This window comes from Streptomyces sp. NPDC057543, assembly GCF_042801895.1.
In the GTDB taxonomy this organism is placed as follows: Bacteria; Actinomycetota; Actinomycetes; order Streptomycetales; family Streptomycetaceae; genus Streptomyces.
This window is the reverse complement of the sequence record NZ_JBHVFF010000033.1, coordinates 1-15566: the sequence shown is the minus strand read 5'-3', so window position 1 is coordinate 15566 and position 15566 is coordinate 1. Positions and strand designations below refer to the sequence as shown.

11 protein-coding genes and 3 pseudogenes are annotated in these 15566 nt (G+C 67.6%); 8 read left to right on the top strand and 6 right to left on the bottom strand.

Annotated features, from left to right (window positions below):
* Positions 1 to 37 precede the first annotated feature (37 nt).
* The 3 genes from ACFU8Q_RS08685 to ACFU8Q_RS08675 all read right to left on the bottom strand — a co-directional run bounded on the left by ACFU8Q_RS08685 (position 38) and on the right by ACFU8Q_RS08675 (position 3796).
* Positions 38 to 1225: a tyrosine-type recombinase/integrase gene (locus tag ACFU8Q_RS08685; protein ID WP_384449781.1), complete on the bottom strand. Its 1188-nt coding sequence runs from the start codon at positions 1223 to 1225 to the stop codon at positions 38 to 40.
* Between the two features lie 1138 nt (positions 1226 to 2363).
* A complete protein-coding gene (locus ACFU8Q_RS08680; protein WP_384449778.1) occupies positions 2364 to 2933 on the bottom strand; it encodes a hypothetical protein in 570 nt (189 codons plus the stop codon).
* The gene (locus ACFU8Q_RS08675) at positions 2930 to 3796 is read right to left on the bottom strand and encodes a PIN domain-containing protein (RefSeq protein WP_384449774.1); all 867 of its coding nucleotides are present in this window, start codon (positions 3794 to 3796) and stop codon (positions 2930 to 2932) included. Before ACFU8Q_RS08675 ends, ACFU8Q_RS08680 begins: the two co-directional genes overlap by 4 nt.
* Before the next feature lie 260 nt (positions 3797 to 4056).
* On the opposite strand from ACFU8Q_RS08675, the gene ACFU8Q_RS08670 reads away from it, so the two are divergent.
* Both ACFU8Q_RS08670 and ACFU8Q_RS08665 read left to right on the top strand, forming a co-directional pair.
* Positions 4057 to 4290, top strand: coding sequence for a hypothetical protein (locus tag ACFU8Q_RS08670; protein WP_384449772.1), 234 nt, complete (start codon positions 4057 to 4059; stop codon positions 4288 to 4290).
* A 363-nt stretch (positions 4291 to 4653) separates the two neighbouring features.
* A complete protein-coding gene (locus tag ACFU8Q_RS08665; protein ID WP_384449769.1) occupies positions 4654 to 5541 on the top strand; it encodes an ISL3 family transposase in 888 nt (295 codons plus the stop codon).
* 79 nt (positions 5542 to 5620) lie between these two features.
* On the opposite strand, the pseudogene ACFU8Q_RS08660 reads toward ACFU8Q_RS08665, so the two are convergent.
* Positions 5621 to 5770: pseudogene (locus ACFU8Q_RS08660) on the bottom strand (transposase family protein); the annotation flags it as partial.
* Between the two features lie 503 nt (positions 5771 to 6273).
* Positions 6274 to 7041 (bottom strand): annotated as a pseudogene (locus ACFU8Q_RS08655) (transposase); the annotation flags it as partial.
* On the opposite strand from ACFU8Q_RS08655, the gene ACFU8Q_RS08650 reads away from it, so the two are divergent.
* Positions 7041 to 7406, top strand: a complete 366-nt coding sequence (locus ACFU8Q_RS08650; RefSeq protein WP_384380804.1) for a hypothetical protein — start codon at positions 7041 to 7043, stop codon at positions 7404 to 7406. The pseudogene ACFU8Q_RS08655 and the gene ACFU8Q_RS08650 sit on opposite strands and share 1 nt — an antisense overlap.
* Here ACFU8Q_RS08650 and ACFU8Q_RS08645 read toward each other — a convergent pair.
* The gene (locus tag ACFU8Q_RS08645; RefSeq protein WP_384449766.1) at positions 7403 to 8020 is read right to left on the bottom strand and encodes a Tn3 family transposase; all 618 of its coding nucleotides are present in this window, start codon (positions 8018 to 8020) and stop codon (positions 7403 to 7405) included. The genes ACFU8Q_RS08650 and ACFU8Q_RS08645 overlap by 4 nt on opposite strands.
* A 143-nt stretch (positions 8021 to 8163) precedes the next feature.
* Between ACFU8Q_RS08645 and ACFU8Q_RS08640 the strand changes: the two genes are divergently transcribed.
* The 5 genes and pseudogenes from ACFU8Q_RS08640 (at position 8164) to ACFU8Q_RS08620 (ending at position 15523) form a co-directional block, all read left to right on the top strand.
* Complete coding sequence (locus ACFU8Q_RS08640; RefSeq protein ID WP_384449763.1) at positions 8164 to 8442, top strand: transposase family protein; 279 nt, start codon at positions 8164 to 8166, stop codon at positions 8440 to 8442.
* Positions 8417 to 8719: pseudogene (locus tag ACFU8Q_RS08635) on the top strand (hypothetical protein); the annotation flags it as partial. The gene ACFU8Q_RS08640 and the pseudogene ACFU8Q_RS08635, both read left to right, overlap by 26 nt.
* A gap of 167 nt (positions 8720 to 8886) precedes the next feature.
* Positions 8887 to 9867 (top strand): endonuclease/exonuclease/phosphatase family protein, encoded by a 981-nt coding sequence (locus tag ACFU8Q_RS08630; protein WP_384449760.1) that lies wholly within the window; start codon positions 8887 to 8889, stop codon positions 9865 to 9867.
* A gap of 452 nt (positions 9868 to 10319) precedes the next feature.
* Positions 10320 to 10844 (top strand): hypothetical protein, encoded by a 525-nt coding sequence (locus ACFU8Q_RS08625; RefSeq protein ID WP_384449756.1) that lies wholly within the window; start codon positions 10320 to 10322, stop codon positions 10842 to 10844.
* Positions 10845 to 10969: 125 nt separating this feature from the next.
* Entirely contained in the window at positions 10970 to 15523 is a 4554-nt protein-coding gene (locus tag ACFU8Q_RS08620; RefSeq protein ID WP_384449753.1) for a hypothetical protein, read from the top strand.
* The last annotated feature ends 43 nt before the right edge of the window (positions 15524 to 15566 follow it).

Sequence of the window (15566 nt, the reverse complement as noted above, 5' to 3'; positions counted from 1 at the left end):
GGCGTGTATCTCACAATCTGTCACGACGTCTTGATCATCAGGCTGCTTCGCCCTCACTGAAACCGAGTAGAGAAGCGAGGTGGTCCGAGGCGACGCGGAGGTCCTCGGGGCTCGGGCGGACGTACACCCGCTTGGTGAAGTTGGCGTTGGCATGCCCGGCCCATGCGGCGAGGACGACGTCCGGCACGCCGTTGACGGCAAGAAACGTGAGGCACGAGTGGCGCGCGTCGTAGAGCCGGACCTTCCGCAGCTCCAGCTTCCGCTGCAGGGAGTACGCGGCCTCACGCAGGTGGCGAGTCGTGAGGGGCTGGCCGAGGTGGTCGACGAACATATAGTCAGAGCGCTGATAGCGCACGCCCATCGACATCTGCTCTGCCTCTTGCGTCACCTGAAAGGCGAGCATCGCCTGCTTCACCGGCAGCGGCAGCGGCAGTGTGCGTTCGCCCGCCTCGGTTTTGGTGTTCTTCTCCAGCACACGGGCGTTGCCGATCATCGTCCTGGTGTTGGCGATGACCAGCGTTTCGGCGTCGAAGTCGATGTCCTCCCAGCGCAGACCGGCGACCTCAGCGGGACGCAGGCCCATGAGGCTGAGTATCAGCGGGGCAAACAGGCGTTCGTCCTTGATGCCGAGAAGGAAGTCCTTGACCTCGACGACGTTCCACGGGGCGGGACGCTTGTTGGTGCGCTTGTCCTCCTTGCGGGCGCGGCGAGGGATCTTCACGTACTCGGCGACGTTGGCATGCACCAATTTCCGTACGACGGCCCGACCGAGGGCCTCTTTCAGGCGACTGAGCACCCCTTGGGCCGTCGAGGGGCGCAGTCCTGTGCCGGCTTGGCCGCCGCGCCTGCGGGCGCCGACGAGTAGCCAGGCGACCATGGACTCGACGTGTTCCTCCGTCAGTTCCTGCAGGCGCATATAGCCGAGGTAGGAATGCACGTGGACCAAAGCGTTCTTGTACCCCTGGACCGTGCTCTCCTCCAGATCCTCGGCCTTCTTGGCCAGCCAGATGTCGAGCCACTCGGACACCGTGATCCTGCTCGGCATGACGAACATGCCCGTCGCCCGCTGATTGCGGATGCGGGCGATCTCGTCACGCACCTCTGTGGCAGTGTCCATCGTGACGGTGCGCTGCATGCGCTTGCCTTGGGCGTCATGGCCCATGTCGACGACGGCGCGGTAACGGACCTTGCCGCTCTGCAACGTGACCTTCTTTATCTGCGGCATGTACCCCCCTTAACTGGCCTACTTCAGCAGGCTTCCTGAAGTGCCTAAGGTAAGCCGCGATTCCTCCTGCCCGGGAGGCCTTCCGCCTGGTCAGGCCCGCACGGCCATGCTCCCGTCATAGATCAGTGAAAGAGCGCGTGAGACGACGAAGCCCCGTCAGCACGCCCCGGCGAGGCTTCGTCGCGCAACGGGCTACGACGTCGTGTGGCATTCGGCGCGGGCAGCGTTGTACTCCGGCTCTCCGCTATCAAGCACGCGGTGACGACGCGAGTCGAGCGGCCAACCCTGAGTACCCGGCACGGGAACTCGCCCCGACGAACCAGCGCGTAGCCCTTCGCCCGCGAAAAGCCCAACGCCTTCGATGCGTCCGTGACGCTTCCCGTTCCGTCCCACGTGGCTCGAATGCGTGCGGAGCTGTACTGGGATTCCGGCAGCTCGGGGGTTTCTTTGTGCAATTGGATTCTCCAGGTCATTTCGGGTCCGCGATCAACGAGTCTGGCTAAGAGTGCGTGTGGCTGTCAGGTCGTGGCTAATGACCCAACACAGCAGTGGCGTATCCGTGATCTGCGGGATCGCCGGTTTGGGTAACCGGCGACCCCGCGCTTTGTTGCTCCGTCTTGAGTCACCTTGCTGAGTCTCGTCGACCTGTTCCCGATGACGCATCATGTGGGGTGCTTGGCGATCCTAGAACCCATCGCAAAGGGTGCCTGACCTGCGAGTTTGGGTGATGTGCGTTATGTGCACTGTGAGCGTTACGGGCGATATCTTGACGCTGAAATGACGCTCTGCGAGGCATCTTGACGCTCATTCTGATGGAGCGTCAGGAGTCGGTTCTTGCAGGTGATGGTTGGTTAGGCGCCGCTTGCGGGAAGTCCGTCTTTGCCGTCTCTTGACGGGAAACGGCTCAGCAAAAGTGAGGACCGTGCAGGCTTCAGCCGTGGAGTTCCGGCTCCAGGGCTACGGGTCTGGGTGTGGGTGGCGTGGGGAGTTGTTGCCTGTCTGCGGCGTTTTCTGGGCTACGCGGCGTTTGCGTTCTATAGCTTCGCCGCGTATGACGACTTCTTGCGTGATTTCCGAGAGCTGTTCCTCGAGAGGACGGCTGGGAGTGCCGGCGCTGCGGCCACGGCCGCGGAGTCACTCAGCGGCGGAGGGTGAGGGCTGCCAGGCCCGCTGGTCCGCCGAAGGCGATCGCCGGGTCGGTGGTGTCCGGCATGCCGCCGTCGGGCAGGGCTCTGAGGGAAGTGAGGGGCGTGCCGGTGACCACCCGCATGAGCTCTTCCCCAGTCCACCGGTTCCAGAGGCGCACGGTGGTGTCGCTTGAGCCCGCAGTGGCGAGGAGCGGCTGCGGCGAGGTGGGGGTGGGCGGCAGAAGGTCGATGGCGGAGACCGGGCCGTGGTGCCCCTTGAGCACGGGGTACGCCTCCGTCCGAGGAGCGTCCGGAGACCAGAGCCGGACGCAGCCGTCGCTACCGCCGGTGACCAACAGGGAACTGCCGTCCTCCGCGGGGCAGACGGCCAGCGAAGGGACGGGGCCCGTGCGGCCGGGCAGGCGCAGGTGCGACGGCGCACCGACCGCGTAAGCCGCCGCATTAGTTTCCCACCAGCGGCCCAGCGCCCGTACAACGGGATGGGGCAGCAGGCGTGCGGCCATCTCGCGGTCCACCGCGTCCGCACGTTCCTGGCGACCCTGCCCGTCCTGTTCGTTCACGAGCCGTTCCTTGCCTGATGTGCCGCCGGGCTCGAGGAGGACACGGCAGATTCCTTCGATTCTTGCTGCGGTACGCCCCCGCCGGGCACGAGCTCGGCGGCTGCCTGCTCCAGCTCCTGCCGGCGAAGTTCGCCGCCCTCGATCAGGTACGTGTCAGGCAGAGGCCGTGCAGGCAGCCCCCAGGCGCGGGCGCGGGTCCGTACACCGATGTCGCGGCTGACGACGACCACCTCCGCAGGAGCGACGGCCTGGTGCAGACGCAGTGCCGAGGCCACCAACTCGTCGTCCGGCACGGGAAGGCGGGCGTGCCCAAGCTCATCGGCCGCGATGAACACCGAGGTTCCGTCGTCCGCGGTCGCTTTCTCGGGCCCTGCTTCCAGTACCGAATCCAGCAGCCGGAATACGCCGCGCGCCAGCCGGGAGATCTTCCTGTCCCCGGTCTGGTAGCTCTTGGTGTCGATCTCGTCGACCACGACGTGCGGCAACATGACCGCGGTGCCCTTCCCGAGCACCTTCTGCCAGGGGACCTTGTCGAACCGCGTGAAGTGCAGCGTGGTGTTCGTGTCCAGCACCGCGTACCGGACGGCACCGGCGCGCCCGTACCGCTCCTGCATGGCACGCACCCGGTTGGCCACGGACCTGAAGTAGCCCTGGAGCTCGGCGATTTCCACGTGCATCATCAGCCGGGCCTCGTCCAACGGCGCAGTGAGGATAGCCCGGTAGCGGCCAGCGCGGAGCTGCCCTGCAACCTCCCGGTCGCTGAACCGCCGGTTCAGCTCCTCCGCGGCTTTCCAGGTCCACTCGTCGTACCGCTTGCGTACGGCCCGCATCTCGGCCTCGGCTTCCGCGCCCGTTTTCATCATGTGAGGAATCTGGATAGAGACGTCGTTGAGGCTCCCGGCCACGAGATCGTTATCCAGGAAATTGATTGCGTCAGTGCAGGTCGTTCCCGCTCTCAGCATGCCCTTGTTCCCCCGTCGGGACGGGGCTCGGTACGCCCCGTCCCGTCCCATCCTGCCAGCGTTGATTACGTCCGATGCGAGTTCCGCTTCCTGCGCGCGGCGGCCTGCTTCCTCCCGGGCGGGGGCGCCGCGCCCGGAGACCTCCCGGTGTCGTTGTCCAGGTGCCGTTCAGCAGGAAACGGGGCGACGGCGTCCAGTTGTCGATCGGGCCGGTCGCCGTGACGGACAACGGTGCGCCGGGCCTGCAGGGCAGCGGCGAGCGGGTGCCGGCCGCCGTGCTCCTCACGTGGCGCATGCTGGAGCTGATGCGGCTGGTCCCCGAGGAGATCGGCCACCACGGTGGCTTCGTTCATGTTCAGCGACAGCGATTGTCGACGGGTTTGAGCAGTGTTTAGTGATCAATGGGCTCGCAGATGTTCACGAGAAATGGTTCTGGTCCAACTTTCGTGGTGTGCCTACTCCCTGTGACTGTTGGTACTGCTGGCAGGTCTCGCGAGATCGTCTGGAAACTGCCGATGCCGACCCTGTTCGGGCTGATGGTTCTGGGCTGTGCGCAAGGTACTGCTTGGGCTGGAAGAGCTGCTCTTCCTGGCGGATCCGAGGATCAGGGTGGAGTCGATGCAAAACGATGGCGAGGTGATCCGAGTCGGAGGCAGATGCCGGACGGCCGGGGCTCGGTGCCCAGGCTGCGGAAGCTGGTCGGGGCGGGTGCACGGCTCTTACCTGCGGTTTCCCGCTGACCTTCCCGTAGCCGGCAGGTGGTGTTGCGGCTTCGTGTCCGGCGCTTCACATGCGAGGACGCCTCATGCGAGCGGCGGACATTCGTCGAGCAGGTCGCGGGCCTGACCCGGCCGTACAGTCAACGGACCGAACGAATGCGGTCGGTGCTGGCCGAGGTCGGCCTCGCCCTGGCCGGTCGCGCCGGTGCCCGACTGGCTGACGTCTTCGGGGCGAGGGCCAGCCGGAACACGGTCCTGCGACTGGTCGATGCTCTCCCGGAACCCCAGCCACAGGTCCCGCAGGTGGTCGGCGTCGACGAGTACGCGATGCGCAAGGGCCGTGTCTACGGGACCGTGCTGGTCGACGTCGAGACCCGCAGGCCAGTGGACCTACTGCCGGATCGCGAAGCAGGCACTGTCGCGGCCTGGCTGGCCGAGCACCCGGGGATTGAGGTCGTCTGCCGCGATCGCGCCCCGTTCTTCGTCGAGGGCGCCAGGATCGGGGCTCCCACCGCGGTCCAGGTCGCCGACCGGTTCCATCTGTGGCGCAACCTTGGCGAGGCGGCCGAGCGGTGCGTCTCCCGCCATCGCTCGTGCCTCCGCGCGACCTTCGTCGAGTCGGCGCCGGAGAAGGCTCCGGCACAGGTGCCGACCGAGAGCGGGTCGCCATGGCCCACCGGGCACCGTTTCGCCGACCGCACCCGCGCCAAGCACGCTGCCGTCCACGCGCTGCTGGCCGCCGGCCACAGCCGACGCTCGATCCAGCGACAGCTCGGCATGACCTACCGCACCGTCCAACGGCTGGCGGACGCTGCTCCTCGAAGCAGTGCTGCATGGTCGGCCAGCTCAGGTGCAGGTCGCGGCCGGCCTGCACGACGGTGCGAGAGCCGTCGCAGACCGCGGCCCCCGCCGCCCGGCGCAGAGTGAGGGTGGTGCGCATCCCGGCGGGCACCGCGGGGATCGCCTCGGTGAACGAGCCGCGTTCGCAGGCGGGTTCGGTGCAGTGCCAGCGCGCCTTGTGCCACCGGATACTCACCGGGCGTCCACCGCAGGGCAGGTGCCGGGGCCGGGTGGTGCGGTAGTCCTTCAGCCGGGTGGCGAAGACCCCGCACGAGGGGCAGGCCCGGGCGGAGTCCTCGCTCGTGACGACGTACACCGTCGAACCGCCCGATCCGTCGTCCTTGACCTCCGTCACACTCACCCCCTCCAGCCCCAGAAGTCGCGTCGCCGCCTCATTGATCCCGGTATCGTCGATGTCCAAGCCCGTGGGGTTTCATGATCGGTTGCGTAGAGAACAACCATGATCACGAAGGCCCGCGAGCGACTTGCGTCCGGGGCGCCCTCACCTCCACCGCCCCACGCAGCGTGACCGGCAGGCCTGCCCGTCACCGCCGCGCCCCCATCAAGTTCGAAGCCCCCTCTTCCCTCCCAGGCAATCTGCCAAGGGATTGGTCGACATCAAGAGGCAAGGCGAATCGATCACCGTTATCGCCGAAATGCTCGGTCTCGGACCACCAATAACGTTCATTTTCGTGAACGAGACCGCATTGGAAGGCTGTTACGCCTTCCACGTCCCACACGGGGCCCCGCGAGTTTCCGTGCGGCAACTCTCCGATGAGACATGCACAGCCAGTACGGCCAGCACACCTCCGAGCGCGCTCACTCGGTGACGTGCCGCGGTTTGGTGCCTTTCTTGTTGGTGGGCGGGGCGGCTGAAGGCCTTCCCAGTGGCGAGGACGCGGACCACGTCGTGGCGGATGGCCGTGCAACGGTCCTTCGGGCCCGCTGGCCTTCCGGGGCCTGGCCGTGAGGGTTTTGGTGCACCGGCCGGTGAGCGGGCCTTCGTGCGCAGGTTCCTGAACCCCCTGCGGACCCGGGCGGGCGTGAGTTTGTTCGGCTCTGCCGGCTTCTCCCAGGGCCTGCGGAGGTCGGCGGCCGGGGGGCGGGCGAGTCGGGAGCTGGGCATGCGCTGCGATCACCAGCCACGTCCCCCGGTCGGCCGCCTCCGAGCTGCGAAGCCGGGGCTTGGTCCACCCGAGCGTCTGCTTGAACAGGTGAAACGTGTGCTCGCGGTCGAAGCGGCGGAGGAAGGACTGCCAGCAGCGGTCGACGTCTGTGGTGGTGGCGCCGGTGTCGGACCACCACAGCCAGAGCGGCTTGTTCACCCCGCCGCTGGGCAGCTTCTCCACGATCAGCCAGATGACGGTGCCCTCGATGATGGGGAGTGGTCAGCCGGGGATGCAGCCGGTCCCACGCCTGCGCGGTGGCCTTCCCATAGAGGCGGGTGACGGTGACGGCCGGGCGCTGCGCCGCTGAGTCAGCGACCGCTGCGGCGGCCAAGGGGCCCCACGCGGGTATCCTGCTGCGGGAGTTGCAGGTGACAGGTACGAGCGGACGCAGTTTCAGCCGGAGGCAACGTGGTGCGCGTGCTTAAGGCGGTAGTCCCGGTCCTCGCCCTGGTGGCGGTGACGGCCGGGTGTTCCTCGTCCGAGGGCAAGGACGAGCAGCGGCTGACCGCGCAGCGGGAGAACTACTGCACGCAGCTGGGGGCGTGGCAGAAGGCGCGGAACGCGGCGGGCACGGACACGCCGGAGTCGTCAGGGTACGACGAGGTCGGGGCCGTCGCTCAGGACGCCTTCCTCGCGATGCGACCGCTCCGGGATGAGACTGTTGGCGGAGGCCGCACCTTGGCGGAGGCGACGGTGGCAGCGATGAACAACAGTGACTCCGAGGCGGAGGGGCGCGTCGTGCAGTACTGCGAAGATGTCGGCTTCGAGACGCTGACCCGCTAGTGCCGTAGCAGACAACGTTTGCCCCGTTGTGATGTGACGCACCGTCCGGGTGTTGTGCCGGGCGGCGCGTGGCCGTCACCCTGACTGGGAGAGATCCCGCACGCCTCCGCCATCCGCACCAGGCCCAGATTCGTCGCCTCCGCGATCAGGACCCCCAGCGGGTTGCGCTTGAGCTCCGGCGAGCGGGTCTGCTTGCCGCCGGCGTGAGTGAGGCAGTCCAGAAAGCCGGTACGGCGGTCGAGTTCGACCAGCAGCGAGGCAATCGGGGCTAGCGGCAGCAACTCCGAGAGCTCTTCCTTCAGCTCGGCAGCCTCGGCCGGGATGTCCTCCGCCGACAGCGGCGGGATGATCAGCTCCCCCTCCGGCAACAGCCGCACCTCACCGGCACCGGCCTTCCGGTTGCCCAGCACCTTCTCCAGGTCGCCCACCGCGGCCGCCAGCTCCTCCCTGCACGCGTCCAGCGCGAGGCGGACCTCGGTCGGCTTGCCGACCAACTGGCAGAACTGCTCCTGCTGCCCCTCCCACTGTGCGGCCGTGAACAGGTACGAGGCGGGGTCGGCGTACCGGCGCGAGGACGGCACGTACACGTCCCCGCTGCGCAGCCCGTCCCGCAAGGCCCAGCAGCACCGTCAGCTCCCAAAAATGGGCTCTCCTGCCGCATGTGTGGGTGCCCTGAACTGCGCTGATACGTGAAACACGCCGCTTCCTGCCAGGCTTGGAGTGTCGAGCAACAAACCTGATCTTGCAGAGAAGCGGCGTGTCTGTCTTCAGCATATGGAAGCGGATCCTGACGGTCGAGAACACCGTGGTCGAGGGCGTCCGCTGGGACGAGGGCGAACAGAGCGTGATCGTGTCGGTACGGCCCGACGCCCGTTGGCGTCAGCGGTGCGGGCAGTGCGGCAGGCCGGCGCCCTGGTATGACGCCGGCCGGGGGCGTCGCCGCTGGCGGGAGCTGGACCACGGGGCGGTGAAGGTGTTCTTGGAGGCGGACGCCTGGCGGGTGGACTGCGGGCGGCGGGCGGCTCGTCCCCGGTGACGGTTCCGAGCCCCTGACGCTGACCCCGAGCACCGTCACCTGGCTGCCCCGCACCTCACGCCGTTCGCTCGCCGCGGGTGCGGACGGGCTGGCCTATCTGACCGTGCACCGCCGCCGCCCCGGTTTTACGGTCGGCCGCGCCCCGGCCCCGGTGGCGTACGAGGGCGGCGAGGCGCCGTGTGCGCTGGACCGGGCCTGTCCCGAGTGCGGCCGGATGGCGATCGAGTCGGCTCCGGTGTTCTGCAGCGCCTGCGGCGAACGCTTCCCGGACCGCTGACCCCGGGAACTGCCCGCGCCGCCCGTCCGTCCTAAAGGGCGAGGCCACAGATCATGCGGGAACGGACGGATGGCACGGTGGACGCGGAGGCGACGACGGGATCGGCCTCGGATTCGGCTGCGCGTCCGGGGCCGGAGGCGGGCGCGGGTCCTGCCTCGGATTCCGCTGTGGCGGGTGGCGCCGGAGCGGGTGGCGGGGCAGGTGGCGGGGCGGCGCGCTCGGGGCGGTGGCGGCGCGGGCGGGTGACGGCCGGGTTCGCCGCCTTGACGGCGGTGCTGCTGGTGTTCCCCCGGGTGGTGCCGAACACCCCGGGCCGGCTGGGCAGTCTGCTGGAAGCGTTTCTTCCGTGGCTGGGGCTGTGCGTCGTTCCGCTGCTGGCGGTGGCGCTGCTGCGGCGTTCGGCCACCGCGCTGGTCGCGTCGGTGCTGGCGGTGGCGGCGTGGGCGTACGCGTTCGGCGGGCTGTTCCTTCCGGCGCCCGCGCCCAGCGCACGCGACCTGGTCGTGGTGCAGCACAACGTCAGCGATGTGAACAAGGACCCGGCGGGGACCGCCCGCGCGCTGGCCGCCGCCCGCCCCGACCTCATCGCGCTGGAGGAACTGGTCCCGGACGCGCTTCCGGCGTACGAGAAGGCGCTCGCGCCGCAGTACCGGTTCCACGAGGTGCGCGGCACCGTCGGCATCTGGTCGAAGCTCCCGCTGTCCGGTACTCGTGCCGTGGACATCAGACCGAAGGGCGTCGAGGAGGGCTGGAGCCGGGGCCTGCGGACCGTCGTCCACACCGCGCAGGGCGAGGTCGCGGCGTACGTCGCCCATCTGCCGTCCATCCGGTTCGGCGCGGGCGGCTTCGGGTCGGCGCGCAGGGACGAGAGCGCGCATCTGCTGGGCCGCGCGATCGCCGCCGAGACGGTCTCCAAGGTCATCGTGCTCGGCGATCTCAACAGCACGGTGGATGACCGGGGGTTGACTCCGTTGACCTCTCAACTCCACGTGCCAGAACGCGGGTTCGCCTTCAGCTTCCCGGCATCCTTCCCCGTGGCCCGTATCGATCAGGTCCTCGTCCGCTCGGCCGCGGTCGGCGCGATCCAGGCGCTGCCCGCGACGGGGAGCGACCATCTGCCGGTGCTGGCACGGGTGTTGCTGGACTGAGGCTCGGGAAGCCCAGTCCCGTGGCGGGCGGGCACTGTCGACCCAGGGGCCTTGGCGGCGGGGCGGAGCCCTTCTCGTGCTGCACGTAAACGGGGCAAACTCTGCAATACAGGTGAATTGTATGTGGATTTACTGGATCGATCGACAAGTGAACTGTGCCGGTGAATCGCAGTCAACAAGCGGTTCGTGCCCGTAGGTAGAGTTTGTTATTGATGCCCAATTTTATATTCAATGCCCCGTTGCCCGGGGTCGCGTGGATAAAAGCCCTCGCAAAATCCGCGCCCGGTGCGATACTCTCCGTGCGCAAGGGTTACATGGTTATCGCATCTAGGGGGAAATGTGAACCGCGGGTACTGCGGGCAGACGTACTCGTACATGAAGGTCGGCACGATGGTCGTCGTCGACAACTACATGACCGTCGGCGCATGCAACTGACGCGATTCCGCCGGCCTGTGCGCTCCATCACCTGGAGCGCGGCACTGCTGGGCACCGTGCTGGTCACGGGATGCTCAAGCTCTTCTCCGTCCGATACCCCGCCGCAGGCCCCCGCCGTGACTCCCTCCGTCTCCCCTCCTGCCGCGTCGAGCGGTGCGCCGAGCGCTCCGGAGACGGATGCGGATGCGGGCGCGGACTCGGATACGGACGCGGAGGCCAGTGCGGAACCGTCGCCGGTCGTCAGCCATATGGGGAAGACCAAGGTCGTCACGCTCGGGGATGTGGAGGTCCGGGCCGCTCGCAGCGCGATCGGCTTCACTGTGGCCTGTAATTACCTCAACAGCAGAAGCCAGACCCTCAACATCAAGGTCACCGTCAGCATTGGCGACGGCGAGGAATGGGTGCGGAGTACCAAGTTCGACTTTCCGCACCTGGCGGCTGGCCAGACGGGCAGAGGTTCCACCACCGTCATGGGGGATTTCCCCGAAGGTGAATCCCCGGACGATCCGAAGATCTATATCGACTCGGTCATCGAGTACTGAGATCTCGCTCTATTTCCCGCGCTCCATATCCCATACCCCATACCTCATACCCCGCACGCCGTGCGGGGTATGTGTAGTTTGCCGTGCTCTATCGAACTCGGCTCGCCCGATATAGGGAATGATAAATGCGTATAGGACCGAAAAGGCTGGCCACAGTGCTGGCGTTTTCGATAGTGATATCGACACTGTCGGCCTCTGCTCAGGCCGGGGGGCCACAGGTCCCCGAGGACGCTGTGCAAGCCGGCGCGACTCTGCCGGATGCCACCCATAAACCCCGTGAGGTCGCCGCGAAGGACCGTGCCTCGGTGCTGGGTGCGGGCTCTTCCTCGTCCAAGGATGTGGCGCTCTCCACGTCCGGTGACGGCATGGGCTTCCATGTACTGGGCGGAAAGGAGCGGGAGGGGTACAAGTTCGGCACGGTCGCCACTCTGCGTGAGGACGGCTTCGACGCGGATACCTGGATTGGTAATACGTGTGTGACGGGGTCGGGGAAGTACGCGGCTGTCGCGTACGCGCCCCGGACGTTCACGAACAACCCGGAGCTGATGGTGCGCGGTGCGTTCACCGCGGTCGTCGAGCTGGGCAGTGGCAAGGTCACCAAGCTGCCGTTCACGGCGTCGCTGGCGTATTTTTCGCCCGGCTGCGGTTCCGGGGACGATGTGGTGTTCACCCAGCTGAGCCATGACGGGGACAAGGCGCAGCGGACTCGTCTGGTCACGGTGGACGCGGTGACGGGCAAGGTGTCCGAGCCGGTGGCGCTGCCCGGGCAGGTGACGTCGGCCGTTCCGACCCGGCACGGGATCGTGGCCGGTCATGGGAACAAGCTGGTCCGCATCAATGGCCGGAAGGAGACCGTTCTCGCCGAGACGAAGCATGTGCCGTTCCAGATTGCCGCCGACAGCGGTGACGGTGTGACGTTCATCGACCGGGACGCCGACACCAAGGACGCCAAGACGCGGTCCTGGGCGAAGCGTCTGGACGCCGCGCAGGTCAAGGGGAGCGGGAAGTCCACCCCGAGGACCGTGGCCGAAGGGCGGCTGGCCGACTGGGACTTGTCGGTCACCCCGGGCGGCACGGTCTTCGTCACGGGCCGGGCTACGAGCAAGGGCGCTCTGCCCGGTTCGGTGAAGAACCCGGGGCATCTGGCCAAGGGCGCCCGTATGTCGAGTCTCGGCCACGCGGGTGTGTCCACGTCCTGGGCCGATGGCAGGACGAGCCTGATCACTCCTGAGGAGACCGGGCAGGTACGCGATGCGCGTATCGCCCTGGATGTGGTCGCCACCGGCAGGCGCGCCGAGCTGGACGCCACGCCGCGACTGTCCGCCGAGCGGGCCGAGGCGGGCAGCAGGCCCTCCCCGGCGCTGGTCGCTCCCACGGGCAAGAAGGCGTCCCCGAAGCCGTCGAGCACGGACGCCAGCGCCACCGCGGACGCCCGGGGCACGGGTGCGGCCAGCGACACCGCCGCCGCCCGGAGCACCGCCGACGCCCGGGGCACCACCGCCGCCGCCCGGGGCGCCGACGAGGGCCTGTCCACGCAGACCGTGCGTACGCAGGTGCTCGCCGCGTCGCCGACCGGGCCCAGTGAGGGCACCGACGAGCGGTACTGCGCGGTGGCCCGGAACGATGTGAAGAAGCAGGCGTTCCAGCCGACTCCGCGGCAGGTGGAGTGGGCGGTGGACCAGGCCGTCGTCGGTGAGCTGCACGTCAGCCGACCGGCGAACTGGAAGAACACGGGGATGGACTCGTACACCCCGCAGGGTTTGTTCCCGCCGATCACGCTGGCCGGTGACCCCACGGGTTCGCTGGACAACGAGGACCCCGACGTCACCGACCGCTGGCACATTCCCTCGCAGGTGATGCTCGGCGTCACGGCGCAGGAGTCGAACATGTGGCAGGCGACCCGCTTCGCGGTTCCCGGTGTCACGGCCAACAGCCTCGTCGGCAACTACTACGGCACGCAGTACACCGCCGACGGCACCCAGGCCGACCCCTGGCGGATCAACTTCTCCGAGGCGGACTGCGGTTACGGCATCACCCAGGCCACCGACGGCATGCGGCTCGGCGGCAAGACCAAGCCGGGCGAGACGGCGCTGCCGCCGGCCACGCAGGAAGCGGTCGCGCTGGACTACGCGGCGAACATCGCGTACGGCGTGACGATCCTCTCCCGTAAGTGGAACGACCTCTACGGCCAGGAGATGATGGTCAACGACGGTCATCCGCAGTGGATCGAGAACTGGTTCTTCGCCCTGTGGGCGTACAACTCGGGCTTCTACCCGGCCGCCGACTCCGGCGGGCACAAGGGGCTCGGCTGGACGAACAACCCGGCGAACCCGCTGTGGAAGGCCAACCGGGTCCCGTTCCTCCAGCACGCCGTCGATCCGCACCTGGACGACTACTCCCACGCCGCGCACCCGCAGGACTGGCCGTACGAGGAGAAGGTCCTGGGCTGGGCCGCGCGTCCGATCTCCGCGATGTTCGGTCCTGGTGACTTCAAGGCCGGCTATCTGGCCGCCTGGTGGAACAGCGACCTCCAGCGTTCCGGGGTGAAGCCGCCGCTGGACACCTTCTGCGACGCCTCGAACTCCTGCGACCCGTCGAAGATCGCGGACAACGACTCCAACGATCCCGGCATGGGCGCCTGCGGGCTGGACGCCGGGGACAGCGACACCAACGCGCACTGGCTGCACTGCTGGTGGAGCAAGTCCGCCGAGTGGAAGGACTGCGACAAGGCCGCCGCGTGCGGGCACCAGGTCCACCGGTTCAACACCAGCTATCCGGAACAGCCGGACGCGGCCTCGTACCCGCCGCAGTGCAGCACCGGCCTGCCGTCGAACGCCCTGGTGGTGGACGATGTCAGCAACGGTACGACTCCGGCGGGGTCGGCCTCACGCGGCTGCGGGGCGGCCAAGTCGGACGGCACGTTCAGCCTCACGTATCAGCCGTCCGACATCATCGACGCCGATACCGGGCAGGCCGTCACCACCTACCCCGGCAAGATCGACACGCACCAGATCGGCGCCGGCTACGGCAACCACTTCTGGTTCACCCACACCCGCTCCCCGGAGTCGTACCCTCCGCCGGGCGACCGGATGAAGGTCACCGGGACGTGGACCCTGGGCCAGGAGCTGACCGCGAACGAGGGTCAGGCCAAGGTGTACGCGTTCGTGCCCGATCACGGGGCGCAGACGGGCGCGGCCCACTACCGGATCACCACGGGCGGCGGTGTCGTCGAGAAGGTGATCTCCCAGAAGGACAACCAGTCCAACAAGTGGGTCGATCTGGGCGCCTACTCGTTCGCCGGGGTGACGCCCAAGGTCACGCTCGACAACTTCAACGGTGGTGACGGGAGCGCGGACATCGCGTACGACGCGATCGCGTTCGTGCCGGGCGACTACTGGGGCCTGCCCAGTGATCTGGCGTTCTCCGATCCCACGGACGAGAACGGTCCCGACCCCGATTTCCCCGAGGACCCGCAGGAGATCACCGGGCACCCGTTCTGGACGCAGGGCGTGGCCGGTCTGACCGTGAGGGACACGGGCCCGCAGATGAAGGGCGGGCCCGCGTCTCTCCGTTCGGCGGAGGGGGCGACGGCCACTGCGGCGGACACGGTGTCGTGTTCGCTCACTCAGCTGTCCATCAACTACAACCGCACCGACGCGTGCATCGTCAGTTCGATGGGCATCAGCGGGGTCTTCCAGAACAACCCGATCGACATCGAGTTCAACTACCGCCACGAGATCCACACCAACTACAAGACCAAGACCATCACGCAGAAGGTCGACATCAGCGTCCTCCGTGCCACGGCGAACGTGACCAGCGCGACGGTCAACCTGGACTTCGAGTGCAAGCTCGGCTACTGCAAGAACAACCCTCCGACCTGGACCGGTTCGAAGACGTTCACGGGCGCCAGTGATCTGCACCATCTGACCGCGACGCAGACCATGGAGTGGACCGGGACGGGCAAGAGCAACATTCAGCTGTCGTGGAGCAGTACCGCCAGTGTGAACGGGCTGACGGCACCGAACCCGATCAAGGCGAGCGAGGACGACCTCGAAATCCGCTGCGACGACCAGCTGACCAGCCGGCCGGCGGGCTGCGTCTTCCCGCGCTACAAGCCGACCTACACGTTCAGCGAGTCCAAGTACCCGGCCGCGGCGGCCCATATCTCGCTGCTTCAGAAGCGGCTCCCCTCCCACTTCGGGCTGAAGGGGAAGGGCGACCCGCTGAACTTTTTGGCCAACGACACACCGCAGAAGAGCGACCCGACCAAGATGCAGAAGGACGTCAACCGCGACGTCATCTGCCCCAGGGGGTGGGCCAACCAGTTCAATCCGACGCTCGTCACGCCCACGGACAAGCCGAACTGTGACGAGTTCACCTTCGCCTCCACCTATCAGAGCGGTGGCATGGCCAAGGTCGACAACGGAAAGAATCCCAAACCGGTCGATTCCGGGGCCGAATGCGTCAACACCGTCACCATGAAGGACCCGGACGGCAAGTGGCGACTGCACCCGGCAGCCGGTGAGAACGTCCCGACCTGGACCGAGACCTGTGGCCGGTCCTCCATGTCCGGCCGGCACAACCAGGGGTCCATGAACCGCTTCGGCACCTCGTTCATGTACTCGTACCGGGTGCTCGACGGCGACCCGTACTGGCTGGATGTGAAGGAGCCCCATTAACCCGGGAGGAAACAGCGGCAGGGCCCATGGCGTCGTCCGACGC

Excerpts from the sequence above, each read along its gene's own strand:
- ACFU8Q_RS08685 (WP_384449781.1), bottom strand. The coding sequence starts at position 1,225 with ATGCCGCAGATAAAGAAGGTCACGTTGCAGAGCGGCAAGGTCCGTTAC.
- ACFU8Q_RS08675 (WP_384449774.1), bottom strand. The coding sequence starts at position 3,796 with ATGATGAAAACGGGCGCGGAAGCCGAGGCCGAGATGCGGGCCGTACGC.
- ACFU8Q_RS08620 (WP_384449753.1), top strand. The coding sequence starts at position 10,970 with ATGCGTATAGGACCGAAAAGGCTGGCCACAGTGCTGGCGTTTTCGATA.